At 62.7% G+C, this 22710-nt stretch carries 21 protein-coding genes; 8 read left to right on the forward strand and 13 right to left on the reverse strand.

Annotated features, from left to right (window positions below; all coding sequences use genetic code 11):
* The first annotated feature begins 176 nt into the window (after nucleotides 1-176).
* Nucleotides 177-1409 (forward strand): hypothetical protein, encoded by a 1233-nt coding sequence (locus HMPREF2792_RS02615; RefSeq protein ID WP_232748438.1) that lies wholly within the window; start codon nucleotides 177-179, stop codon nucleotides 1407-1409.
* Here HMPREF2792_RS02615 and HMPREF2792_RS02620 read toward each other — a convergent pair.
* From HMPREF2792_RS02620 to prpD, 3 genes are read right to left on the reverse strand one after another with little or no spacing between them, the layout of a single operon-like run.
* Nucleotides 1406-2554, reverse strand: a complete 1149-nt coding sequence (locus HMPREF2792_RS02620; RefSeq protein WP_070530628.1) for a bifunctional 2-methylcitrate synthase/citrate synthase — start codon at nucleotides 2552-2554, stop codon at nucleotides 1406-1408. The two genes, HMPREF2792_RS02615 and HMPREF2792_RS02620, sit on opposite strands and share 4 nt — an antisense overlap.
* Nucleotides 2555-2604: 50 nt before the next feature.
* Entirely contained in the window at nucleotides 2605-3537 is a 933-nt protein-coding gene (gene prpB / locus HMPREF2792_RS02625) for a methylisocitrate lyase (protein ID WP_070530630.1), read from the reverse strand.
* Entirely contained in the window at nucleotides 3538-5049 is a 1512-nt protein-coding gene (prpD, locus tag HMPREF2792_RS02630) for a 2-methylcitrate dehydratase PrpD (RefSeq protein WP_070530632.1), read from the reverse strand. It abuts the gene before it with no gap.
* A 166-nt stretch (nucleotides 5050-5215) separates the two neighbouring features.
* Here prpD and HMPREF2792_RS02635 point away from each other — a divergent pair, with 166 nt between their 5' ends.
* Together HMPREF2792_RS02635 and HMPREF2792_RS12830 are read left to right on the forward strand one after the other, a co-directional pair.
* Entirely contained in the window at nucleotides 5216-6523 is a 1308-nt protein-coding gene (locus tag HMPREF2792_RS02635; RefSeq protein WP_070530634.1) for a short-chain fatty acyl-CoA regulator family protein, read from the forward strand.
* Between the two features lie 133 nt (nucleotides 6524-6656).
* A complete protein-coding gene (locus HMPREF2792_RS12830; RefSeq protein WP_227486149.1) occupies nucleotides 6657-6734 on the forward strand; it encodes an Ltp family lipoprotein in 78 nt (25 codons plus the stop codon).
* 35 nt (nucleotides 6735-6769) lie between these two features.
* Here the strand turns inward: HMPREF2792_RS12830 and HMPREF2792_RS02640 are convergent, their stop codons facing one another.
* From HMPREF2792_RS02640 to upp, 3 genes are all read right to left on the reverse strand, one after another.
* On the reverse strand, nucleotides 6770-8194 hold the full coding sequence (locus tag HMPREF2792_RS02640) for an NAD(P)H-quinone dehydrogenase (protein WP_070530636.1): 1425 nt from the start codon (nucleotides 8192-8194) through the stop codon (nucleotides 6770-6772).
* 72 nt (nucleotides 8195-8266) lie between these two features.
* Nucleotides 8267-9448 (reverse strand): M20 family metallopeptidase, encoded by a 1182-nt coding sequence (locus HMPREF2792_RS02645; RefSeq protein WP_070530638.1) that lies wholly within the window; start codon nucleotides 9446-9448, stop codon nucleotides 8267-8269.
* 106 nt (nucleotides 9449-9554) lie between these two features.
* A complete protein-coding gene (upp, locus tag HMPREF2792_RS02650) occupies nucleotides 9555-10190 on the reverse strand; it encodes a uracil phosphoribosyltransferase (protein WP_070530640.1) in 636 nt (211 codons plus the stop codon).
* 61 nt (nucleotides 10191-10251) lie between these two features.
* Here upp and HMPREF2792_RS02655 point away from each other — a divergent pair, with 61 nt between their 5' ends.
* From HMPREF2792_RS02655 to HMPREF2792_RS02665, 3 genes are read left to right on the forward strand one after another with little or no spacing between them, the layout of a single operon-like run.
* On the forward strand, nucleotides 10252-10536 hold the full coding sequence (locus tag HMPREF2792_RS02655) for a hypothetical protein (RefSeq protein WP_070530642.1): 285 nt from the start codon (nucleotides 10252-10254) through the stop codon (nucleotides 10534-10536).
* Nucleotides 10536-11399 carry a C40 family peptidase gene (locus HMPREF2792_RS02660; RefSeq protein WP_070530644.1) on the forward strand — a complete coding sequence of 288 codons (864 nt, stop codon included), beginning with the start codon at nucleotides 10536-10538 and terminating at the stop codon, nucleotides 11397-11399. Before HMPREF2792_RS02655 ends, HMPREF2792_RS02660 begins: the two co-directional genes overlap by 1 nt.
* A gap of 11 nt (nucleotides 11400-11410) precedes the next feature.
* Entirely contained in the window at nucleotides 11411-12649 is a 1239-nt protein-coding gene (locus tag HMPREF2792_RS02665; RefSeq protein WP_070530645.1) for a hypothetical protein, read from the forward strand.
* Between the two features lie 3 nt (nucleotides 12650-12652).
* Here the strand turns inward: HMPREF2792_RS02665 and HMPREF2792_RS02670 are convergent, their stop codons facing one another.
* The gene (locus tag HMPREF2792_RS02670; protein WP_083306372.1) at nucleotides 12653-13537 is read right to left on the reverse strand and encodes an amidohydrolase family protein; all 885 of its coding nucleotides are present in this window, start codon (nucleotides 13535-13537) and stop codon (nucleotides 12653-12655) included.
* Nucleotides 13538-13576: 39 nt separating this feature from the next.
* Between HMPREF2792_RS02670 and HMPREF2792_RS02675 the strand changes: the two genes are divergently transcribed.
* On the forward strand, nucleotides 13577-14797 hold the full coding sequence (locus HMPREF2792_RS02675) for a D-alanyl-D-alanine carboxypeptidase family protein (RefSeq protein ID WP_070530649.1): 1221 nt from the start codon (nucleotides 13577-13579) through the stop codon (nucleotides 14795-14797).
* On the opposite strand, the gene HMPREF2792_RS02680 is transcribed toward HMPREF2792_RS02675, so the two are convergent.
* The 6 genes from HMPREF2792_RS02680 to HMPREF2792_RS02705 form a co-directional block, all read right to left on the reverse strand.
* Entirely contained in the window at nucleotides 14772-15503 is a 732-nt protein-coding gene (locus tag HMPREF2792_RS02680; protein WP_070530651.1) for an RDD family protein, read from the reverse strand. The genes HMPREF2792_RS02675 and HMPREF2792_RS02680 overlap by 26 nt on opposite strands.
* Nucleotides 15504-15507: 4 nt before the next feature.
* Nucleotides 15508-16590 carry a YhjD/YihY/BrkB family envelope integrity protein gene (locus HMPREF2792_RS02685; protein WP_070530653.1) on the reverse strand — a complete coding sequence of 361 codons (1083 nt, stop codon included), beginning with the start codon at nucleotides 16588-16590 and terminating at the stop codon, nucleotides 15508-15510.
* A gap of 62 nt (nucleotides 16591-16652) precedes the next feature.
* Entirely contained in the window at nucleotides 16653-17687 is a 1035-nt protein-coding gene (gene trpS, locus HMPREF2792_RS02690; RefSeq protein ID WP_070530655.1) for a tryptophan--tRNA ligase, read from the reverse strand.
* Between the two features lie 48 nt (nucleotides 17688-17735).
* Nucleotides 17736-17927, reverse strand: coding sequence for a hypothetical protein (locus HMPREF2792_RS02695; protein ID WP_049157254.1), 192 nt, complete (start codon nucleotides 17925-17927; stop codon nucleotides 17736-17738).
* A gap of 65 nt (nucleotides 17928-17992) precedes the next feature.
* A complete protein-coding gene (locus tag HMPREF2792_RS02700; protein ID WP_070530657.1) occupies nucleotides 17993-18892 on the reverse strand; it encodes an exodeoxyribonuclease III in 900 nt (299 codons plus the stop codon).
* A 10-nt stretch (nucleotides 18893-18902) separates the two neighbouring features.
* Nucleotides 18903-20153, reverse strand: a complete 1251-nt coding sequence (locus tag HMPREF2792_RS02705; RefSeq protein ID WP_070530659.1) for an MFS transporter — start codon at nucleotides 20151-20153, stop codon at nucleotides 18903-18905.
* 162 nt (nucleotides 20154-20315) lie between these two features.
* On the opposite strand from HMPREF2792_RS02705, the gene HMPREF2792_RS02710 reads away from it, so the two are divergent.
* A complete protein-coding gene (locus HMPREF2792_RS02710) occupies nucleotides 20316-22499 on the forward strand; it encodes an NADP-dependent isocitrate dehydrogenase (RefSeq protein WP_070530661.1) in 2184 nt (727 codons plus the stop codon).
* Nucleotides 22500-22710 lie beyond the last annotated feature (211 nt).

Below are 22710 nucleotides of genomic sequence, written 5' to 3' on the forward strand. Positions count from 1 at the left end.
CTCCATGTCCAAAAACCCTATGGACATAACATCTTCTCGCTAGCTCGCTAGCAGCACTCCTGATTGGCGGTGTTGCCACCGCGCCGTCGACCCAGCCGCATCCGTTCTGGAAAGACATCCCGCTGCCGGCCTTATCGGCATCATTCTTGCGTTGGAGTGCTATTGCTATTGTCCTTGTGGCCGCGCTCTTTACGGTCGCTTCAGCACTGCTGGGGCCAGACGTGTTCGAAACCTGGGCGCCATTGCCAACCGTGGCATTGTGCATCGTCTTTTCTCTTTTTCTCGCACGCTGTCCGCGAACCAGCCGGCCCTACACTCCAGCAGGCGTGGCCCTAAGATTTGCAGAGAAGCACCGGCAGCTTATTGGCACGGGTCTGACGTTGTTGGTCCTGTGCATGGGAACCGCCGTGTTTAGCAGTTCGATGTCAGCCAGCTTCACAGCCAGTGAGAATGACAGTTTGACGTCAACGATCGCCCCAAACCAGGCACACATTTTAGAGAAGACAGATGACGGGCTTTCCCCGCGTGCTGAATCCGTTCAGCACCTAGCCACTGCGTTGGGCGTGCCCGCCCCAGTTCGTGTTTCTTATGTCCAAGCCACGCTGGACATGCCCGCGGAGATGTCGGGGACTTTTGGCGTACTGAGCGTCGAATCCGTTCGTAACGTAGAGCAACTCTTAGACCGAGAGCTTACTGCCTCAGAAAAAGAAGTCCTTAAGACTGGGGCATTAGTCCGCGATCACAGATTCATCAACCAAGACCACGTTTCAATCAACACGAGCAAGAATTCAGGCCACTCATCACTTTCAGCGCTGAGTATGGACTTCGGGCCACACTGGGAGAAGCTAGCTGGAGGATTTATCCTCGCATCCACGGCGCAAAATCTAGATGCACCGGCAGGTAGGACACAATGGGTCTTTACGGGTCTCCAGGAAGACCAAGAAAAGCGCTTTCTTGATAGCGCTGCACAAGCTCATATCCCCCACGAGCTCGTACTACTGCCACTGATTCAAACTTCTTCGACACCGCGGGCATTCTATATCAGCTTGGCAGCCGCGCTTCTCAGCGCGTTAGCCGTAACCTTTGTTTTCTCGCGGCAACTTGCTCGCGCTACCGAAGCAATCGAGACCACCTTCAAAGTACTAGGCCTCGATTCCTCCTGGCACCTAAGAATCGTTGTACTCACTACGGCCACACTGGCATGTGCCGCGATCATTACTGGCTGTCTCGCTGGAATCCTCCCGCTTGCCGGAATGGTCTACGCAATGGGAGATGGCCTCACTTTTGCCATCGATTGGAATGCACTTCTTGTTGCCGCAGGCGCAATAGCATTAGGCGCTGCATGTGGCGTCGGCATGACATGCCTTCGCCACGTGCAGCGCCCGTCGTCAAGCGCAACCGCTAATTAGATCTGCTTCGGCGGAACGGAGCGCTGCTCCTTGCCGTTGTAGGCAGACAGCGGGCGGATCAGGGAGTTGTTCTCGTTCTGCTCCACGATGTGTGCGGTCCAGCCGGTGATGCGGGCCATCACGAAGATCGGGGTGAAGAACTCAATGTCGAAACCAAGGATGTGGTACGCAGGGCCAGCCGGGAAGTCCAGGTTCGGCTGGATCTTGATGGAGGTGTTCTCGTACATGGTCTTGGCCATCTTCTCGTACATCTCCACCCACTGCTCCTGGCCGTGGTCCTTGGCCAGCTCGCGGAAGGCAGCCTCCATGGTCGGAACACGGGAGTCACCGTTCTTGTACACGCGGTGACCGAAGCCCATGACGAGCTCCTTGTTCTTGAGCTTGTTGAGCGTCCACTCCTCTGCCTTGGCCGGGTCACCGACCTCCAGGAAGTTCTTCATCACGGCCTCGTTAGCACCACCGTGCAGCGGGCCCTTGAGGGCGCCGATGGCGGCGGTAACGGCGGAGTAGGTATCCGACATCGTGGAGGTCACCACGCGGGCAGCGAAGGTGGAAGCGTTGAAGGAGTGCTCAGCATAGAGGATGAGGGACTTATCAAAGGCCTCAATATCGGAGCGCGACAGGGCCGGCGAGCCTTCCTCCTCACCGAAGACCATCCACAGGAAGTTCTCCGCAAAGCCCTTCTTGCGGGAAGGCTCGATGTAGCCCTCACCGCGGCGACGGCGGATATCGAGGGCGACGATGGTCGGCAGCTTCGCCATGAGCTCCAGCGCGGTGCGGCGGATGTGCTCGGAATCCTTGGTGTACTCCTCCGGGTCCTGGGAACCGATGAAGGAGACTGCGGTGCGCAGAACGTCCATCGGGTGGCAGGACTTCGGCATGGAGGTGATCAGGTCAATGAGGTGGCGGTCCAGGTGGCGCAGCGCCTTCTCACGAGCGGAGAAACGGACCAGTTCATCCTGGGACGGCAGCTCGCCGTTCCACAGCAGGTAAGCAACCTCCTCGAAGGAGCAGTAGCGTGCCAGCTCCTGGACCGGGTAGCCGCGGTAGGTCAGGGAGTTGGTCTCCGGGACAACCTTGGACACGGCGGTCTCATCGACGACGACGCCGTACAGGCCCTTGCGGATTTCTGGGGTTTCAGACATGGTGTTTTCTCCTTTTATTGGGTTCTAGTGTGAGTTTCAGGCCGTGTGCCCTAGTCGAAGGTGGGCTTGTAGCTGTCCTTGGAGTAGGTGAACACGCTCTGGTCGAAGGCGTTGTACTCGTCGTAGCGCACCAGCTCATACAGGCGGGAGCGGTGCTGCATGCGGTCGAGCCATTCCTCGGATTGCAGGCCGGTTTCCTGCATGTCGCGGAGGAATTCTTCGGTAGCGCCCATGGCCACGCGCAGGGTGGACACCGGCCAGATGACGGCGTTATAGCCCAGCTCCTCAATGCGCTTGGCGGACAGCAGCTCGGTCTTGCCGAACTCGGTCATGTTGGCCAGCAGAGGGGTATCCACGGCGGCGCGGAACTTTTCGAAGTCCTCCGGCGAGTACAGGGCCTCAGTGAAGATGAGGTCCGCACCGGCGTCGGCGTAGGCCTTGGCGCGCTCGATGGCTTCATCGATGCCGTGGATGCCGGCGGCATCGGTGCGGGCACAGATGATGAAGTTCTCATCGCGGCGCTCGTTGACGGCGGCGGTAATGCGGCGAACCATAAGATCCGTCGGCACCACTTCCTTGCCATCGAGGTGGCCGCAGCGCTTCGGGTTAACCTGGTCCTCCAGGTGGCAGCCGGCCAGGCCGGCGTCCTCCAGCGCGGCGACGGTGCGGGCGGCGGACATGGGTTCGCCGAAGCCCGTGTCGGCGTCGACAAGCACAGGCAGGTCCGTGGCGCGGGCAATGTGCCCGGCGCGCTGCGCCACCTCAGTGAGGGTGGTGAGACCAATGTCCGGCAGGCCCAGATCATTAGCCAGCACCGCGCCGGAGACGTAGACGCCGCCGAAGCCGCCGATGTCCTGGATGAGCCGCGCGGTCAACGGGTTGAAGGCGCCCGGCAGCGTGGTGATTCCCGGTGCGTTCAGCGCCTCGCGGAAGCTCTTGCGCTTGTCTGCATTGCTGATAGTAGAGCCAAATAGGCCAGCCATTTAGAACAGTCCCTTCGGGGTCTCGGGTGCGGTGGCGATAGCCTCGTCGGTGAGGCGAACGTTGAGCTCGCTCAGGTCGGTGAGGTTTTCCAGGTTCTGGGCGGCAGCGAGGAAGCGCTCCTGCTCCTCCTCCGAAACCTTGCCGGCGGCGAGCTTCTTGAACTTGTTGATGTACTCCTCGCGGCCGAAGGGGCGGGCGCCGAGCGGGTGGGCGTCGGCCACCGCGCGCTCGTCCTCGATCACGGTGCCATCCTTGAAGGTGATGACGGCCTTGCCGCCGAAGGCCTTCTCGCTGAGGTCGTTGGAGTGGTAGCGGCGGGTCCACTCCGGGTCCTCAACGGTGGAAATCTTGTGCCACAGGTCGATGGTGTCCTGGCGGTGCTTGCGCTCGTCAGAGTAGGAGGTCTCGTAGTCCCACTCGCCGTCCTGCAGGGCCACGGCGAAGATGTACATGATGGAGTGATCCAGAGTCTCGCGGGAGGCGTTCGGATCCATCTTCTGCGGGTCGTTGGCGCCGGTGCCGATGACGTAGTGGGTGTGGTGCGAGGTGTGCAGGACGATGGACTCAATGTCCTCCACCTTCAGGCCCTTCTCAGCCAAGGTCTTCTTGAGGGCAAAGGCCATATCAATCGGGGCCTGTGCCTGGTACTCCGCGGAGTGCTCCTTGGTGTAGGTGTCCAGGATGGCGCGCTTTTCCTCGCCCTCAGCCGGGAGGGGGACGGTGTAGGTGCGCTCCGGGGAGTGGAGCATCCAGGCAATGAAGCCGTCCTCGCCTTCCCAAATCGGGGCCGGGGCACCCTCGCCGCGCATGGAGCGGTCTACTGCTTCGATGCCCATCTTGCCGGCAAACGCCGGTGCATAGGCCTTCCAGGAGGAGATGAGGCCCTTGCGGGACTGGCGGGTGGCGGTGGTGGTGTGTAGCGCCTGGCCGATGGCCTGGTAGATGGTGTCGACGTCGAGGCCGAGCATGGTGCCGATGCCCGCGGCGACGGAGGGGCCGAGGTGCGCCACGTGGTCGATCTTCCACTCGTGAAGGCAGATGCCCTTGACCAGGTTGACCTGGACTTCGTAGCCGGTGGCGATACCGCGGATGAGCTCCTTGCCGGTCAGCCCCTTGTGCTGTGCCACGGCCAGGATTGGCGGGATGTTATCGCCCGGGTGGGAGTATTCGGCGGCGAGGAAGGTGTCGTGGTAGTCCAGCTCGCGCACGGCAGTGCCGTTGGCCAGGGCTGCCCACTCGGCGGAGTAGGTGCCGTCAACGCCGAAGATGGTGGCGCCGCCTTCTTGAGCCGGGTGGGCCTGCGCGATGACGCGGGCGGAGGTCACCGGGCGGCGGGTGGCTGAGGCCACGGCCACGGAGGCGTTATCGATGATGCGGTTGATGATCATCTCGGTGGTCTCGGCCGGAACCTCAACGGGATCTGCTGCGACCTTGGCAATCTTGTACGCCAGGTGCTCTTCGATGGGGAAGTTCTCGGCGGACTTGTGGGTACGTACTTCGTGGTTAATCAACGGGGTTTTCCTCCTAGACAACAACGGCTGCGATAGCCATCACACTATCCCCCGCCCGTGTGGCCTGCCACATGTGTAAACTGTGTTTATCTGTTGCAGGGTTTTGCGTTGTTTGCAAACCTTGTGTAATTACCAGTTGGGGCGGCTTTTTGGGAGGACGTACACAATGAGCAAGCACTACGCGGGGGCAAGAATCCACGCACTACGCAAAGAACGCAAACTCACCCAAGCGGCCATGGCACAACAACTGGGGATGTCCACCAGCTATCTCAACCAGCTGGAAAATGACCAGCGCCCCCTCACCGTCACCGTCCTCATGCAGCTGACGCAACGCTTTGGCGTTGACGCCACCTACTTCGCGGGGGATCGCGACCTGCGCGCGCTCGCCGAGCTGCGTCAGCTCTTCCCCGAGGCCTCCGACACCACGCTCACCGACTTAAGCGGGCGCTTCCCCGAGCTACTCCCCCGGCTTGTCGCCGCCGCCGCGCACACCCCCGCGGAAACCGGCCCTTTCGAAGCGGTCCGCGACTTCTTCTACGACGCCCACAACTACATTCACAGCCTGGACGTAGCTGCCGAGGAGCTGTCCGATTCCCTCGGTGACCGCGTCCTGCGCCGTGGGCGCTTGGCCTCAGTCCTCCAGGACGAGTTCGGTGTTACGACACGTTTCTCCTCGGCCTCCCCGCGCCGACGGACCTTCCACGACCGCGAGCTGCACCTGCGCGCAGGACTCACGGAAGCCCAGCTCGTCTTCGAGATGGCGCTCCAGTACTGTCTTCTGGCCTATCCAGAGCACTGCGCGGAACTCGTGGCTGAACTCCCCAGCGCCGAAGCCCGCTCCATCGGCACCTACGGACTGGCCCAATACTTCGCGGCGGCCGTCACCATGCCCTATACGCAGCTCCTCACCACCGCGGAGGAGACGCGCTACGACATTGATGTGATCGCGGCATCCTTTGGCACTGGTTTCGAGACCACCGCGCAGCGCTTGTCGACGCTTCAGCGGCCCCACCACCAAGGTGTCCCTTTCTCCTTCATCCGAACCGACCGCGCGGGCAATATTTCCAAGCGCCAGTCCTCCACCGCTTTCCACTTTGCACGCAGCGGCGGCTCGTGCCCGTTGTGGGTGGTCCACCGTGCTTTTGAAACACCAAACCGCATCACGCGCCAGGTGGCCTCGATGCCCGATGACCACACCTACCTGTGGATCGCGCGCTTCGTCCAAGGCCAAGCTCAGGCCTGGGGTACACCGCGCAAGGAATTCGTCGTGGGGCTGGGCTGCGATATCGCGCAGGCGGATCGCGTGGTTTACGCCGATGCGCTCAACCTCTCCCCTTCCGAGGCAACCCCCATCGGCCCCGGTTGCGCCGCCTGCCCACGCCCGGCCTGTCCGCAGCGCGCCTTCCCACAGGCGGGGCGCTCCGTCAGCCTCGACCTCAATGCCACTCCGGTTTCGGCCTACGCGACCTCGTAGTTTCCACAGTCCGCCCAAGCTTTCGAACTTCCTGCGGCAATGTCCAGGCCGCTTGCCAAGATAAGACTCGTTCGGCACCACGCCGGGCTCTCGTCTCTCACCTACGCAGGAGGTTCTCTCATGTCCAACCCCTATGCAGCTCCCCAGCGACTACGGCGAGCGGTTCACCATGGAAGAAGCCCAGCATGCGGTGAGCACACTGAGCTTATAAAACCGAACCGAAGCTAGAACAGAGCTGGAGCCTGCCTACTCGAGGTCGTCGTGGGCAACGAGGCGGCGGGCTGCCTCGGTGATGGTGCCGGACAGCGACGGGTAGACCGCGAAGGAATCCGCCAGCTGGTTCACGGTGAGCTGGTTGGTTACCGCCACGGCGATGGGCAGGATGAGCTCGGAAGCGGTCGGGGCGACGATAACGCCGCCGATAACGCGGCCGGAGGTGGCGCGGCAGAAGAGCTTGACAAAACCGTGCTGCAGAGAGCGCATCTTGGCGCGCGGGTTGGTGTTCAGCGGCATCGTGATGGTGCGCGCGGCAACCTCGCCCGCCTCAATCTCCGCCTGGGTAAAGCCCACGGCAGCGATCTCCGGGCGGGTAAACACGGCCGTGGCGACCGTCTTCAAGCGCAGCGGGGACACGCCCTCACCCAGGGAGTGGTACATGGCGATGCGTCCCTGCATCGCGGCAACAGAGGCCAGCGGGAAGAGGTCGGAGCAGTCACCCGCCGCGTAGATGCCAGCAACGTTGGTGCGGGAAACTCGGTCAACCTCGATGTGACCGGACTTCGTGGTAGCCACGCCAACGTGCTCGAGGCCCAGGTTCTTCGTATTTGGGATGGAACCGATGGACATGATGACGTGGGAGCCGTGGATCTCGCGACCATCCTGGGTCTTGACCACCACGTTGCCGTCCTCGGTGCGGGAGACCGTTTCGACGCGGCAGTTCTTTTCCAGCTCCACGCCGCGCTCAGCCAGGACGGTCTCGAGGACGTCGGCAGCATCGGCGTCATCATGCGGCAGAATGCGGTCGCGAGAAGCCACCATGGTCACACGCACGCCCATCTCCGCGAAGGCGGAAACGAACTCGGCACCGGTCACGCCGGAGCCGACGACAATGAGGTGCTCCGGTTCCTCCTTGAGGTCATAAACCTGCTGCCAGGTCAGGATGCGCTCGCCGTCCGGCTGCGCGCCCGGCAAGATGCGCGGGGTGGCACCGGTGGCAACGAGGACCAGGTCCGCGTCGAGGGTTTCGGTGGTGCCATCAGTGTGGGTGACATCAACCTTGTGCGCGGCACCCTTCACGCCGTGCTGGTCCTCGGAGAATGCGGCGCGGCCATCGATGACCTTGACGCCGATCTTCTCCAGGCCCGCGCGCACGTCGCGGGACTGGTTGCCGGCCAGCGCCTGCACGCGGCCGTTAAGCGCCTCCAGGCTCAGCTTCAGCGAGCCGAGCTGGTGGTTCAGGCCCATATCATCCGCGCGGCGGAAATCGGTGCGGATGTTGGCGCCGGCAATAAAGGACTTCGACGGGACGCAGTCCAAGAGAACGGAGGAGCCACCGGGGCCCTGTTCCTCAACCAACGTAATGTGCGCGCCGTACTTGGCGCCGGCAGTCGCAGCCTCATAGCCTGCGGGGCCGCCGCCGATAATTACGATGCGGGGGGCTTCCTGTGACACTGTCGCTCCTTTTTGAAAAATCTGCCTATAAGAACTCTGGGAAATCCTTGTCACAGTGTAGTAGTTAGGAAACTAATCCTCCACGTTGGCAAACTGTTCCGCCACGGAGCCGAAGAGTTTGACGCCCACGCCGATAGCCCTCTCATCGGGGGCCAAATCACCCATATGTAGATCGTGCTGCTCGCCTTCGCCGGACCAGCAACCGAGGCGGGCCATGGAACCGGGGACCTTCTCCAAGTACCAGGAGAAGTCCTCGCCGCCCGAGGACTGCGGCGCTTGGACCACGGCTTGCGGGTCGATGGCCTGGGCAGCGCTGGCGAGGAGGGCGGTGGAGACGTCGTCGTTAAGCACCGGCGGAACCCCACGGTGATAGACCAGCTCATGTTCCACACCCAGGGGCGCCAGGACTTGCTCCACAAGCTCAGAGAACAGCGTTTGCATCTCGCGCCAGATCCCGATATCCGCCGTGCGCATGGTGCCAGACACCGAGCCGGTCTCGGGAATCGCGTTCGGTGCATAGCCGGAATTCACCTGACCAAAGACCAAGACGGTGCCGGTGCGTGGATCGACGCGGCGCGAGAGCAAACCCGGCAGGTCCGTCAGCAGCTTGCCCAGCGCATAGACGACGTCCGCAGACAAGTGCGGGCGCGACGTGTGCCCGCCCGGACCGGAGACGTTGATTTCCACGACGTCAGTCGCGGAGGTGATCGCCCCGGCGCGGACGCCGATGCGCCCGACGCGCAGCTTCGGCTCGACGTGGACCGCAAAGATGGAATTCACGCCCTCGAGCGCACCCCACTCGATGACGTCGGTGGCGCCGCCTACCCAGACCTCTTCGGCGGGTTGGAAGATGACGCGGACACCGAAGTCCAGCGGGTGCTCGTGGTTGAGATCCGCCAAGGCACAGGCCGTGGCCAGCGCAATGGTGGTGTGCATGTCATGCCCGCAGGCATGCATGACGCCGGGGACCTCGGAGGTGTACTCGAGGCCGGTAACCTCCGTGACTGGGAGCGCGTCGATGTCGGCGCGGAAGGCCAGGCGCCCGAGTTCCGTGTCGGGCCCGATGTCCACCATGAGGCCGGTTTCGGGGAAAAGCTGCGGCTCCAGACCGTACTCACGCAGGGTGCGAGACAGGAAGCGAGTGGTTTCTACTTCCTTATTGGAGGTCTCCGGGTGGCGGTGAATATGGCGGCGCCACGCGATGACCTCCGCGCGGTGGTTGCTGAACCACTCACTGACGTAGTCCGAGATCACTGCTTCCTCCTCCGTGGTGTCCTATTGGGAAGAGTCTACAACTAGACCATGCGGTTCAGTTAGCCGGGCAGGTCACACGCCGGATATACTAAGCGGTCTACCTTAGCTACAGGTCGATATTGCGGGGACCGTAGAGGCGGTCGCCGGCGTCGCCAAGCCCCGGCACGATGTAGGCGTCCTCGTTGAGGGCCGGATCAATCGCCGCGGTAACCAAGCGAACCGGCAGCCCCGAGTTGGCCAGCGCATCGACGCCCGGCTGCGCGGACACCATGCAGATCGCGGTGATATCGGTGGCGCCGCGATCCGCGAGGAGCTTCAGGGAATGCAGGAGGGAACCGCCCGTGGCGAGCATCGGATCGACGACAAAGACGCTACGCCCGCTGAGATCCTCCGGCAGGGCCTCCAGGTAAGGCACCGGCTCATGGGTTTCTTCATCGCGCGCCATGCCGATGAAGCCAACTTGGGCATCAGGGATCATCGACAGCGCCGGGTCAATCATGCCCAGTCCAGCACGGATGATGGGCACGATAATTGGCGGGTCCTGCAGGCGGGTGCCCTCCGCCGTGGCAACGGGAGTAACGCAATCAAAATGCTCGACGGGCAGGTCGCGCGCTGCCTCATAGACAAGCATGGTGCCAAGATCCCGCAGAGCTGCACGGAAGGCGGCATTATCGCTGCGGGCATCGCGCATGAGTGTGAGCCGGGAGGCGGCGAGGGGGTGGTCTACTACGTGGATATCCATGCCCTTCACTGTATAAGAATCGGCCGGGAACCGATCAGCGGGCGGCACAGTCTAATAAGCCATGACTAGCTTCCACACGTTTAATATCGACACCGAACACACCCGCAGGCTGGCGCATGAGCTTGCCGCCATCTCCCAGGCCTCCTCCACTCCCCCTCCTGAGCTACCGGTCGATACCGTTCTGGGCGGTTTCACTGGAACCTTTAACACCGCCATGGAGAACCTTTCCGCCCGCCTTGCCCAGGTCAGGGCGGATGCGGGCGCCGTGGCGGACTCCAGCTTCCGCATGGCCCGCGAAGCGGAAGACGCCGATGGTGTTCTCGCGAACGCGTGCGGGGGTCTGTGATGTTGGAGTCAGCACTCGCCCACATTGCCCGGATTCAGCCGGCGCAGCTTCCCGACGTCTCCCTGCCCACTGTGCCCGATCTCACTGCTGCAGGGCCGCTAGCGGAAATCGCGCATGGGGATCCACGGGCGTTGTTAGACACTGCGCGCCAAGCCACTGAGGATCTCTCCACCGCCCGCTCCGCTCTGGATGCTGCCCGCGGGCTCATCGCGGCGACAGTCAGGGACCTCATCGGTCTGGGCTTCGAGCTTCTCCAGCGCGGACTACCTATCGCCCTCGGGTTGCTCATCCCGAATCCTGCAACACAGGCTGCGGCGCGTTCAGCATTGCAAGCCCTGGCCATGGAATACGTTGGCAAAGCGATGCTTCGCGTCAAGCAGCTGGCTGGGGAGCTCCTGCAGGCAGCAGCTCCCCTCATACCCATTGGCCAGCGTGCTGTTCGCCCCTCGGTGCGCGGCCCGCAGGAGGAAGGCGTGGTGCGCCACGCACTCACCGCGTCCTCCACCGCAAGCGAAGGAACCACGCAAGGGCAGGCTGCGGCACAGGCCGCTCTGTCCCAGGTGGGGACTCCCTATGGGTGGGGCGGTACCGGCAATGGCAGCTTTGATTGCTCTGGGTTGACGCAATGGGCTTGGCGCCAAGCGGGGGTGGAGCTGCCGCGCACCGCAGAAAGCCAGACCGTGGGCCGTCAGGTAAGCGCAGACGAACTGCAGCCCGGTGACCTCATCGTGTGGGATGGGCACGTGGCCATGTACTCCGGCGGCGGACAAATGGTGGAAGCGGGCAGCCCTGTGCAAACCAATCCGCTGCGTACTAACAACATGGGGATGGCTTTCAAAGGGTTCTGGAGGCCTACAGGGTAGACTGTTTGCCCATGAACACCCGCGCGATTGTACCCATCCAGCTCTCCCTTTCTGAGGGTGATTTTTATACCCTCTGGGCGCCGAAGTGGCGCCAGAATGGTTCCGAGTGGCAGGCCTTCCTCGGTGATGACGAGTCCGTCTTGCTCTTTAACACCGAAGCCGAGATGCTGTGCTTCCTCGAATCCGGTTCGAAGCACGACCTGCTCGATCACCCAAAGTGGGAGGCTTTCAATTCCCAGGCGGCGGACCGCGTCGTTCCGGAGAAGAAGCATGTATACGACCTCATCGGCATGCCAAAGCACTTGGCTGGCCGCCCCAGCCACGAGAACGTGTCCACCGTCGCACGCTGCCTAGAAATTGCACACGCGCTGGCAGAGGTCGGGGCCGCGGAGCACACCGTTATTTTCTTCGCTTCGCATTCCATCTTGCGCAACCCCGCCCGCGGAGCCGATCACTATGCCGGTGACCAGGGTATGGGCGAATGGTCCGGCGTAGGCCGCGTTATTCATAGCAACTGGCGTGAGGTCATCGAGGACCTCGACAAAGTAGTCAAGGTCATCCCTTCCTCCGATTTCAGCCAGGAGGCAACCGCGGATGCCGCTACCCGCATCTCTGCCGCCAGCGAAGCCGCGGAAGAAGCACGCAAGAAGGCCGAAGAAGAACGCGAGGCGGCAGCGAAATCCGCCGATCCCTACGACAATTCCCCGTGGGCAGCCGCAGGCATCGACCCGATTAAGATCACCGCCAACCAGCGAACGGTCTACACCCTGCGCACCTACCTCAACGGCAAGCCGGTGTTCCTGGGCAAGTGGGGCGAGATCTTCACCTTCCCCAGCTCCAAGGTGCTCGTGCGCTGGATCATGGAGAACGACGACCATGACCTAGCAAAGGTCTCCACCTGGGAGGAGGTCGTTGCCGCGGCGAACGCGGGCGAGCTCGAGGTCACCGTCCACCCGGATAACCAGTACACCTTCAATGGCATCGTGCGCGACATTGAAAAGGGCCCGGAGGCCGTCGATACGGATCAGATGAGCCGCTGCTACGAAGTCTGCGCCGATGCCGCCGACTGGGCCGGTGATGACTCCATCAACTCTTATATGCTGCAGAACCCGCGCTTCCAGGACTACCTGGGCTACATGCTCGGCTCCACCGAGCACGCAGGTTACGTTCCTTCCAAGCCCTACACCGAGCATGCGGAGTCCTGGAAGGGCCTGGAGGAAATGCTGACGAAGCGTTTCTCCCGCTTCTAGCTTCTACTCGGAAGACTCACTGTCTTCTTCCGCATCGGAATCGCTCATATCTGAAGCGTCTTCCGCGAATTCCGGATCCGCCAGTTCCTCATAGGCGGGCAGGATCTCCTGCTCGATGAGGCGCTGGCGGTCTTCTTCGCTAGCAAAGGAATTCTCAATGGCCTTGATGGTGAGGTCGAAGAACTCCTCGAGGCCATAGCCGAAGGTCTCGCTCAGGGCGAGGAAGACATCGCTGAGCTTCTCGCCCGCCACCGTGCAGGTAAAGCCGAGCTGCTGTAGCAGCGGCAGAGGGTGATCGGCCAGCTCCTCTGCGGGCAATTCCTCTAGCGGCGCAAAGGTCAGCGCGATGCGGCGATCCCGCACCCACGCAGAGGCCTTGCCCGGGCGAACGCCGTCAAGGTCGGCACCGAAATCATCGATGAGATCTGTTGCGTGAACCAGACGCGTCGCACCGGCGTGCACTGCCGCCACGGCATCCTCGTACGAAGCCACGTCCCGCTCCCAGGGAATGAAATTTTCACGCAGCTTCTCCGCTGCGGACAGCTCAGTCAGCGCTGCACCGGCAACGGCCTCGCCGGCATCCCAGCTATTGGCATCGCCCTCCACGATGATCCGCGCATCAATACCGGGAACATCAAGACCCTCTTGCGCCGCAGCCAGCGCCTCGGCGGCGCCGAAGGGGAAAGCACTGGGGCGCAGGCGGAGCTCGGCGTAGACCACGTGGTCGTCGGCAAGCGCCTGCACAGCAGCGTGCGTGGCCGCGCGGAGCTCGTCCGGGGTGGATGCATCCGTGGGCAGCGGCGCCAACAGCGTCACTTTGGGCAGACGAGCGAAAATCTCGGCGCCGGAATCTTTGTTTTCAGGGCTAATCAGAGGTGCGTCATGCATGAGGTTCATCCTAGGACGGGGTCTAGGATTAAGCACGCTATGAAACATGTCCCCGCACTCCTCACCGCCATCGCTCTGGCCACCACGCCGCCAGCGTTCGCAGAAGAGGAAGAGTCATCATCGCCCACGCGCACCACCGCGCCGGATACTGACTTGTGCCCGCATTCCCTCGTGCCTGAGGAGCCGACGACCACCTCGGAGCGGTTGGCTCCCGGCCAGGCAGCACCCACTCCCCTGCCCGCGGTTGAGGGCGCGGCCTGCGGTGTCACCGCACCGCGCGGCTTTCGGGTCAATAAGGACGTCGTTGCCTCGGCGTGGATGGTCAGTGACCTGGACACCGGCGAGATCATCGCCATGAAGGACCCCAACGGGCGCTACCGCCCGGCCTCCATCATCAAAGCACTGTTAGCGCTCGTGGTCATCGAGGAGCTTCCCTTGGACCAACGCATCACCGCCACGCTTGACGACGCCTCCGTCGAAGGCTCCGCCGTCGGCCTCGGCCCGGATGGGGTCTATACCGTAGAGCAGCTCCTGCAGGGCCTTCTCATGGCCTCCGGCAACGATGCCGCACACGCTCTCGCGCAGGCTGTTGGCGGGGATGAGGAGGCGCTGGAGAAAGTCAACGCGAAGGCACAGGAGATTGGCACGCGCTCGACGGTGGCGGCGAGCTACTCCGGTTTGGACGCGGCAGGCATGTCGACGTCCGCGGCGGATATCTCGTTGATCTACCGCGCGGCTTTTGCCAACGACACCTTCGCGCGCATCGTCGATACCGAGCACGTGGAGTTTCCCGGCTGGGGTGACATGCCCGGTTATGAGCTGTGGAACGACAATGGGCTCTTCCTCAATGACCCGGATGGTATCGGCGGCAAGACGGGCTATACCGAGGACGCGCACCATACCTTCGTCGGCGCGATTAATCGCGGCGGGCGCCGCCTCCAGGCGGTTCTCCTCGATACGACCGTTGAGCATGGTTTCCGCGCGTGGGAGCAGGCGCAGATGCTTCTCGACGTAGCCTCCGACGTCCAGCCCGGCGACGGCGTGGGACAGCTCGATGATTTCGCGGCTGGGAGGCACGAGCCTTCGGAGTCGCAGGAGCCCAGCACAGCGCCTACCACGCCTTCTTCCACCGCCACCGCTGAGGCCCCGGCGGCGACGTCCTCCTTCGCGGACTCGCAGGGCTGGATCGGGTGGCTGGTGGCGGGCCTCGTCGCCCTCCTCGTGGTGGCGGTGGCTACTTTCTCACTACTTCGGCGTTAGCCATGATGTCGTGCTGGCCGCGAAGCGCGTTCTTCGGGCCAATCGTGGTCACCACGTAGAGGGCTCCGAAGAAGGCAATGAGCGGGCCGACAAGCGGCACGAGGGAGGCCACGCGCCACCAATTGCGCTTAATGCTCTGCTGCCAGGTGAGCTTCTCGCGGGTGGTGACATCGCGCACCGTGTATCCAGCTATCAGCTTCGCCGGCGTTGCCCCTACGAGGACCTCGAAGCAGATGTAATAGGCCACCGTGATGATGCCCGAGATGCTGGTGAGCCAGACCTCATTGAAAGCGGAGTTGTACACCCCGACGCTAAGTAAGAGGGACACACCAATCGCCGCAATGACGTAGTCGATGACGGCCAAAAGCACTCGGGTGCCGGGGGTTGCACGCGGGGCGTCGTGCGCGGGCGCGGGAGCGTGGTGGCTTTCGTCCCAGCGGCCGGTATTCGCGTAGTCCTCCAGTTGCGCCCAAGTAAGCCGGGCGCCTGATTCTACCTTTTGGTCATAGCTTGCCCGGGAAGAAGGCTCGCAGAGGATGCGGGCGGCAACGGCGAGCTCCTCGCGCTCCGCATCCTCGGGGAGGTAGCCGAGGCCTTCGAGGCGGGCGTCGGCAGCCGCCAGCTGCACGCCGAGTTCGCGTGAGGTCGCGCGCGAATCTAGGGTGAAGTGTTCGTACAGGTTCGGAGCGAAAGATACTGGAAGCATCGGCCTACTTTCGGCGCAGCAAGGCCCATGCGCCCGCGGCCGCCGCGCCGAGGGCGGCACCGGCGCCCAAGGTCACGCCCGGGTTCGGGCCCCGGCGGATCTCATTGCGGACGCGGATAACCGCCTGATCCGGAACCGGCGGGACCATCAGCTCCAGGGATTCCTCGGTGGTGGCCGTCCACGCGGAAACATAGAGCACGACGCGCCACACCAGGTACATGACCACCATGAGGACGATCACCGGGCCAAACACGGCACCAGCCGGGTTTCCCGCCGCGGAGGACATGATGACGGTGGACAGCTGCTTGATGGCTTCAAAGAGCACCGCGCCGATGGCCGCGCCCATCAAGCCCGACTTGGTGGGCACCTTCGTGCGCGGCAGGAAGGCCACCATCCACCAGAAGACCAGGAAGTTAGCGATAAGACCAATCACGATTCCGGCGATAACAAGCACCGCTCCCATGCCAGGGAAGGACTCGATGCCGACCCACTCGAAGATCTTTTGGGTCAGCCCGGAGGAACCCGCTGCCGTCACGCCGAAGGCGATGATCATGGCCACGAGCAGGCCAATGAGGCCCAGCAGGTCGCTGAGCTTCTTGGTGACAAAATTGCCCGGGGCATCAGTCGGATCCTGCATCCACATCGCTGAAATACCAATGCGCAGATTATTCATCCACCCCAGCCCGGACCACAGGGTGGTCAGGCCACCGATGCCGTACATTGCGCCGCGCTGCTCAATCGCGGTGTGCAGGAGCTCCGTGATCGAATTACCCAGATCGCCCGATACGGCGTTGGTGATCTGCTCCTCCAGCTGCTGCATGAGGTCGGGGCGGTTCGCCAGCACGGTCGCGGCGGCGGCCACGGTGAGCATGAAGATGGGAAAGAGAGCTAGAACCGAGAAATACGTAATTCCGGCCGCGAACTGGTTGCCGCCTTGGCTACCGTAGCGGTCCAGCATCTTCATAATGTGGTCGATGAAGCCGGACTTCTCACGGACTTTGTCTACCGCGCCCGGTTCATCGGCGTGAGCTCGCTCAATGCCGTAGTCATCGGTCTTCTTCTCATCAGGTCGAGTCGTTGGCGCCACTGGCGTTCCCCTTAAAAGTTAATTACAGAAACCTCTACACAGTCTTCATCATGCTAGCCAACTCAGCCGCGACGCGCGGGGAGGAACCCCACCGCCTCGTAGACCTTGTCCACGAGGGGGGTGGCGATCTCCGTAGCGCGCTCGGCGCCCTGGGCCAAGATGCGCTCGAGCTCGCCGCGGTCTTCCATGAGCTCGTCGTAGCGAGCCTTGAGCGGAGTGGTGAAGGCCTCGAGCGCCTCGGCCGTATCGACCTTGAGGTGGCCATAGCCCTGACCGGCATACTTGTCCACGAGATCCGGGATGCTCTCCCCCGTCAGCGCGGACTGGATGGCCAGTAGGTTGGACACGCCCGGCTGCTTCTCACGGTCAAAGGCCACCACGCCGAGGTCATCGGTCACCGCGGACTTGATGCGCTTGGCGGAGGTCTTGGGAGCATCGAGCAGGTTCACGATGCCCTTCGGGTTGGCCCCCGACTTCGACATCTTGGACGTCGGCTCTTGCAGGTCATAAATCTTGGCCGAGCCTTCCGGAATGAAGGCCTCCGGCACGCGGAAGACCTCACCGTACTTGTTGTTGAAACGCTCCGCCAGGTTGCGGGTGAGCTCGAGGTGCTGGCGCTGGTCCTCCCCCACCGGCACGTAGTGCGGGGAATAGAGAAGGATATCCGCGGCCATCAAAACGGGGTAGGTAAACAAGCCCACCGAGGTGCGGTCCTGGCCCTGCTTTTGAGACTTGTCCTTGAACTGGGTCATGCGGGAGGCCTCACCGAAGCCGGTCAGGCACTGCAAAACCCACGTCAACTCCGCGTGCGCGGGGACGTGGGATTGGACGAAGAGGGTAGATTTCGCCGGGTCGATGCCCAACGCGATCAGCTGCGCAGCACCCGCCACAGTGCGGTGGCGCAGCTCCTCTGGGTTCTGCTCCACCGTGATGGCGTGCAGGTCCGGGATGAAGTAGAAAGCCTCGTGCGAGTCTTGCAGGTCAATCCACTGCTTGAGCGCTCCGAGGTAGTTACCCAGGTGGTAAGAGTCCGCCGTGGGCTGAATGCCAGAGAGGACTCGGGAAGCGGAGTTCGATGCAGAAGTGGAGTCAGTCATGGTTGACCACTCTACTCTGCCGCCTCCGCTGGGGCGGCGCTGCGTCGGTTAAATCTTGCGGGAGGTCGGGCTAATAACGTCCATCATGACGGCGAAACCGGCCACCATGAACGCGCCGCCAACGCCCTGGAGGACGATCGGGCCAAGGAAGGCAAAGGACGGTCCGACGATGGTCCACCACCAGATACCCAGGGCAAGCAGAATAGCGCCGAGGACAAAGTAGATGATTGCGCGGGTCATGAGCATCTCCTGCGAAATAGAAAAGGACGTTAAGACGGGATTATCGTACCACTACTTGGAGTGGGCTACTTGTACTCGACCAGAAGCGGAGAGTGATCAGACCAGCGCTCCTCCACCGTCGGCGCCTTCTCCACCCAGGTGCGCTGCGCGCGCTCCAGCATGGCCTTCGTGGCCGCCTGGTAGTCAATGCGCCATCCGGCATCGTTGTTGAAAGCCTGGCCACGGTAGGTCCACCACGTGTAGGGGCCATCCGCCGCCGGGTGCAGGCGCCTGGCGACGTCAAACCACTGCGGATCCTTGGCCGCCTCCCAAGCGGTCTTGGTTTCGTAGTCCACCACGCCGAGCCAGTCCCCCAGCCCCTTCTTGTCCTGCGGCTGCTCATCCGGGAAAGAACCGAAGACGCGGTCCATGAAGGCTCGCTCCTCCGGCAGGTGGCCGGACTTCTTCTCGTTGGCCTTATTGTTCTTCAGGTCCTGGGCGCGGTGGCAGATGTTCCAGTCACCGCCGATGACGGCCTCCGGGTAGGTCACGGCCATCTCATCCAGAACGTCAGAGAATTCATCCAGGAAGAGGTATTTCTCATCCTGCTTCGGGGAATCGGTATCACCGGAAGGCAAATACAGGGAAGCCACCCGCACGCCTTCCACGGTGGCGGCGATGAAGCGGCCGGATTCGACGAAGGAGCCGAAGCCTACGGAGACGTCGCCAAGCGCGTGCTTCGATAGGATTCCCACGCCCGCGCGGCCCTTGGCGGCGGATTCGGCCTGTACCAGGTTCCATCCGGCCTCCAGAGCCGGGGCCAGGGCCTTCTGGGTCTGCTCGGGGTTAGCACGCACCTCCTGCATGAGGACGACGTCGGCCGGGGTGGTCTCCAGCCACGCGTTCATGCCTGGGTTGTTCTCATTGCGCTGTTTGCAAGCCGCGCGGATGCCGTTGACGTTGACGGAGGCGATGGTGAAACTCATGCCGGACAGTCTAACTCTGTTCAATAATCTTCACGGAAGGGGCTAGACGGCGCTTGTCCCACATTGTGACAACCCAGGTGAGACAGCCTGCCACCGCCAGGCCCGCACCGGCCAGCGCGGTGGAGTTATAGGAGTAGCCCGCGCCCACGACTGCGCCGCCGATGGCCGCGCCCGCCGCATTGGCGATGTTGAGGGCGGACTGGTTCAATGCCGCCGCGAGGGTCTGCGCATCCCCCGCCACGTTGACCAAGCGCAGCTGCAACGACGGCACAAGGATGGAGCCGAAGAAGGCCAAGACGCCAAAGACAATCGTGCCCGCCCACGCGCTGTGCGCCACGAAGTAGAAGGTCACCGACACACTAACCATGCAGATAAGGGCAAAAATGATGCCGAATTCCAGGTTACGGTCCGCCAACCAGCCACCGGCGACGTTGCCTGTCGTCATGCCGATGCCATAGGCCATGAGCACAATCCACGTGTGGCTCGGGTCCATGCCGGCGACGTCCGTCATGGTCCACGTGATGTAGGTGTAGACGGCGAACATGCCGCCGAAGCCAACGGTGCCAAGGAAGACGGTGAGCAGAACCTGGCTGTTTTTCAGCGCGCCAAGCTCAGTAAACATATCCGTTTGCGGCATGCGCGTCATGTGCGGGAAGAGGAAAAAGAGCAGGATCATCGTCAGCCCCGCAATGGCCACGACCAAAAAGTACGCCGCATGCCAGCCCAATCCTTGGCCTAGGGCCTGGGCCGCGGGCACACCGATCACGGTGGCGATGGACAGACCCATGCCCACCATCGACATGGCAAAACCTTGGCGGCCAGGAGGTGCCATCGAGACCGCCGCCAGGTTAGCTACGGAGAAGTACGCGCCGTGCGGCAGGCCAGCGATGAAGCGCGCCACCAGCAGAACTCCGTAGTTCGGGGCCAAGGCCGTGAGCAGGTTGCCCACGAGCAAGAAACCAATAAGCAGGATAATGAGGCGGCGGCGTGGGAGCTTGCCCGTGAGTGCAGCGATGACCGGCGCGCCCACGACAACGCCGAGTGCATAGACGGAGATGACTACCGACGCCGTGTCTTCCGTAATCCCGAAATCATCCGCGATGAGCGGTAGCAGGCCCATCGAGGTGAACTCCGTGGTGCCGATGGCGAAGGCACCCAGCGCCATGGCGATCATGACGATGGTGCGGCGGGTTGAGGAGATTTCCGTTTGGCGCGGGACGGGACGGCGTTGGATGCGGGGAGCGGAGTGCGGGAGATTCACGTGCGCGTACCTTAGTCCCTTTCCCGCGCGCAGACGAGAAGGCCCTAGCGATCACACAGCCCCGCCCCGCTGGTGGCGCGAGTCACAGGGGGACCGGCACCGCGAGAAAATAAGACAGGTATCCTGTGAGGTTGAACAGTTTTCAACTTCTTTAGGAGAACCATGGCAAAGATTATCTGGACCCGTACCGACGAGGCGCCGCTGCTGGCGACCTACTCCTTCAAGCCGGTCGTGGAGGCCTTCGCTTCCACCGCGGGCATCGAGGTAGAAACCCGCGACATTTCCCTGGCCGGCCGCATCCTGGCCCAGTTCCCGGAGCGCCTTGGTGACAAGAAGGTTTCCGACGCCCTGGCTGAGCTTGGCCAGCTGGCCAAGACCCCGGAAGCCAACATCATTAAGCTGCCGAACATCTCCGCTTCCCTGGTGCAGCTGAAGAAGGCCATCGCTGAGCTGCAGGCAGCCGGCTTTGATCTCCCGGAGTACGAAGAGGCTCAGGAGAAGTACGACGCCGTCAAGGGCTCCGCCGTCAACCCGGTTCTGCGTGAGGGCAACTCCGACCGCCGCGCTCCGATTGCGGTCAAGAACTTCGCTAAGAAGAACCCGCACAAGATGGGCGCTTGGTCCGCTGATTCCAAGACCAACGTGGCCACCATGGACGCTAACGACTTCCGCCACAACGAGAAGTCCGTCATCATGCCGGAGGAGGACACCCTCTCCATCGTCCTGAAGACCGCCGAGGGCGAGCAGACCCTGCTGGAGAAGCTGCCGGTCCTCAAGGGCGAGGTCATCGACGGCACCTTCATGTCCGCCAAGGCACTCGATGAGTTCCTCAAGGCGCAGGTTGCCCGCGCCAAGGAAGAGGGCGTTCTCTTCTCCGCTCACCTCAAGGCCACCATGATGAAGGTCTCTGACCCCATCATCTTCGGCCACGTGGTGCGCGCTTTCTTCGCTGACGTCTTTGAGAAGTACGGCAAGGAGCTCGAGGCCGCTGGCCTCAATGGCGAGAACGGCCTGGGCGCTATCTACGAGGGCCTGGACAAGCTGGAGAACGGTGCTGAGATCAAGGCTGCCTTCGACGCCGCGCTTGCCGACGGTCCTGACCTCGCCATGGTCAACTCCCACAAGGGCATTACCAACCTGCACGTTCCGTCTGACGTCATTATTGACGCCTCCATGCCGGCCATGATCCGCACCTCCGGCCACATGTGGAACAAGAACGACGAGGAGCAGGACACCCTCGCCGTCATCCCGGATTCTTCCTACGCCGGCGTCTACCAGGCCGTGATCGAGGATTGCAAGGCCAACGGCGCTTACGACCCGACCACCATGGGTACCGTCCCGAACGTCGGCCTCATGGCACAGAAGGCTGAGGAGTACGGCTCCCACAACAAGACCTTCAAGATCCCGGCTGCGGGCACCGTCGAGGTCCGCAACTCCAAGGGCGAGGCCCTCATCTCCCACGACGTGGAAGCTGGCGATATCTGGCGCGCCTGCCAGACCAAGGACGCCCCGATCCAGGACTGGGTCAAGCTGGCCGTCAACCGCGCTCGCCTGTCCGGCATGAAGGCCATCTTCTGGCTCGACCCGGAGCGCGGCCACGACGCCAACCTCATCGAGCTGGTCAACAAGTACCTGCAGGATCACGACACCGAGGGCCTGGACATCTCCATCGAGGACCCGGTCACCGCGACCAAGACCTCCGTCGAGCGCATCCGCAAGGGCGAGGACACCATCTCCGTCACCGGTAACGTCCTGCGTGACTACAACACCGACCTCTTCCCCATCCTGGAGCTGGGCACCTCCGCGAAGATGCTGTCTGTGGTTCCGCTCATGGCTGGCGGCGGCCTGTTCGAGACCGGTGCCGGCGGCTCCGCTCCGAAGCACGTCCAGCAGGTTCAGGAGGAGAACCACCTGCGCTGGGACTCCCTCGGTGAGTTCCTGGCTCTGGCTGAGTCCTTCCGCCACGAGCACAACACCAACGGCAACGCCAAGGCTGGCGTGCTGGCCGCTGCACTGGACAAGGCCACCGAGACCCTGCTGGATGAGGGCAAGTCCCCGTCCCGCAAGGTGGGCGAGAACGACAACCGCGGCTCCCACTTCTTCCTGACCCTCAACTGGGCCAAGGAGCTGGCTGCGCAGGCTGACGACGCCGAGCTGGCCGAGGCCTTCAAGCCGGTTGCTGAGGCCCTCGAGGCCAAGGCAAGCGAGATTGAGCAGGCGCTTCTCGACGTCCAGGGCTCCCCCGTCGACCTCGGCGGCTACTACGCCCCGAACGAGGAGAAGCTCAACCAGACCATGCGCCCGGTTGCTGCCTTCAACGACATCATTGATGGCCTGAAGAAGTAATTCTGCGCTAGGCGCTTAACAAAAGACCGCTTCGTCTCCTCCCCGGAGTTCGAGGCGGTCTTTTCTTGCTTCATTAACCACAAACAGGCCTAAAACAGCACTCCGCGACGCTATTTTTACCCGTTGAGCTGCGAAGACTTTTTCTTGACTGTTTCTTGCTTCTCGCGCCTTATCTCGCGAATTTCTCGCCCTTTTCATGCCGAGGACCCCA

The organism is Corynebacterium sp. HMSC068H04 (assembly GCF_001811255.1).
Taxonomy (GTDB): Bacteria; Actinomycetota; Actinomycetes; order Mycobacteriales; family Mycobacteriaceae; genus Corynebacterium; species Corynebacterium hesseae.

Excerpts from the sequence above, each read along its gene's own strand:
- prpB (WP_070530630.1), bottom strand. The coding sequence starts at position 3,537 with ATGGCTGGCCTATTTGGCTCTACTATCAGCAATGCAGACAAGCGCAAG.
- HMPREF2792_RS02620 (WP_070530628.1), bottom strand. The coding sequence starts at position 2,554 with ATGTCTGAAACCCCAGAAATCCGCAAGGGCCTGTACGGCGTCGTCGTC.
- HMPREF2792_RS02710 (WP_070530661.1), top strand. The coding sequence starts at position 20,316 with ATGGCAAAGATTATCTGGACCCGTACCGACGAGGCGCCGCTGCTGGCG.
- HMPREF2792_RS02635 (WP_070530634.1), top strand. The coding sequence starts at position 5,216 with ATGAGCAAGCACTACGCGGGGGCAAGAATCCACGCACTACGCAAAGAA.
- HMPREF2792_RS02675 (WP_070530649.1), top strand. The coding sequence starts at position 13,577 with ATGAAACATGTCCCCGCACTCCTCACCGCCATCGCTCTGGCCACCACG.
- HMPREF2792_RS02700 (WP_070530657.1), bottom strand. The coding sequence starts at position 18,892 with ATGAGTTTCACCATCGCCTCCGTCAACGTCAACGGCATCCGCGCGGCT.
- HMPREF2792_RS02680 (WP_070530651.1), bottom strand. The coding sequence starts at position 15,503 with ATGCTTCCAGTATCTTTCGCTCCGAACCTGTACGAACACTTCACCCTA.
- HMPREF2792_RS02670 (WP_083306372.1), bottom strand. The coding sequence starts at position 13,537 with ATGCATGACGCACCTCTGATTAGCCCTGAAAACAAAGATTCCGGCGCC.
- upp (WP_070530640.1), bottom strand. The coding sequence starts at position 10,190 with ATGGATATCCACGTAGTAGACCACCCCCTCGCCGCCTCCCGGCTCACA.
- HMPREF2792_RS02665 (WP_070530645.1), top strand. The coding sequence starts at position 11,411 with ATGAACACCCGCGCGATTGTACCCATCCAGCTCTCCCTTTCTGAGGGT.
- trpS (WP_070530655.1), bottom strand. The coding sequence starts at position 17,687 with ATGACTGACTCCACTTCTGCATCGAACTCCGCTTCCCGAGTCCTCTCT.
- HMPREF2792_RS02695 (WP_049157254.1), bottom strand. The coding sequence starts at position 17,927 with ATGACCCGCGCAATCATCTACTTTGTCCTCGGCGCTATTCTGCTTGCC.
- HMPREF2792_RS12830 (WP_227486149.1), top strand. The coding sequence starts at position 6,657 with ATGCAGCTCCCCAGCGACTACGGCGAGCGGTTCACCATGGAAGAAGCC.
- HMPREF2792_RS02655 (WP_070530642.1), top strand. The coding sequence starts at position 10,252 with ATGACTAGCTTCCACACGTTTAATATCGACACCGAACACACCCGCAGG.
- HMPREF2792_RS02660 (WP_070530644.1), top strand. The coding sequence starts at position 10,536 with ATGTTGGAGTCAGCACTCGCCCACATTGCCCGGATTCAGCCGGCGCAG.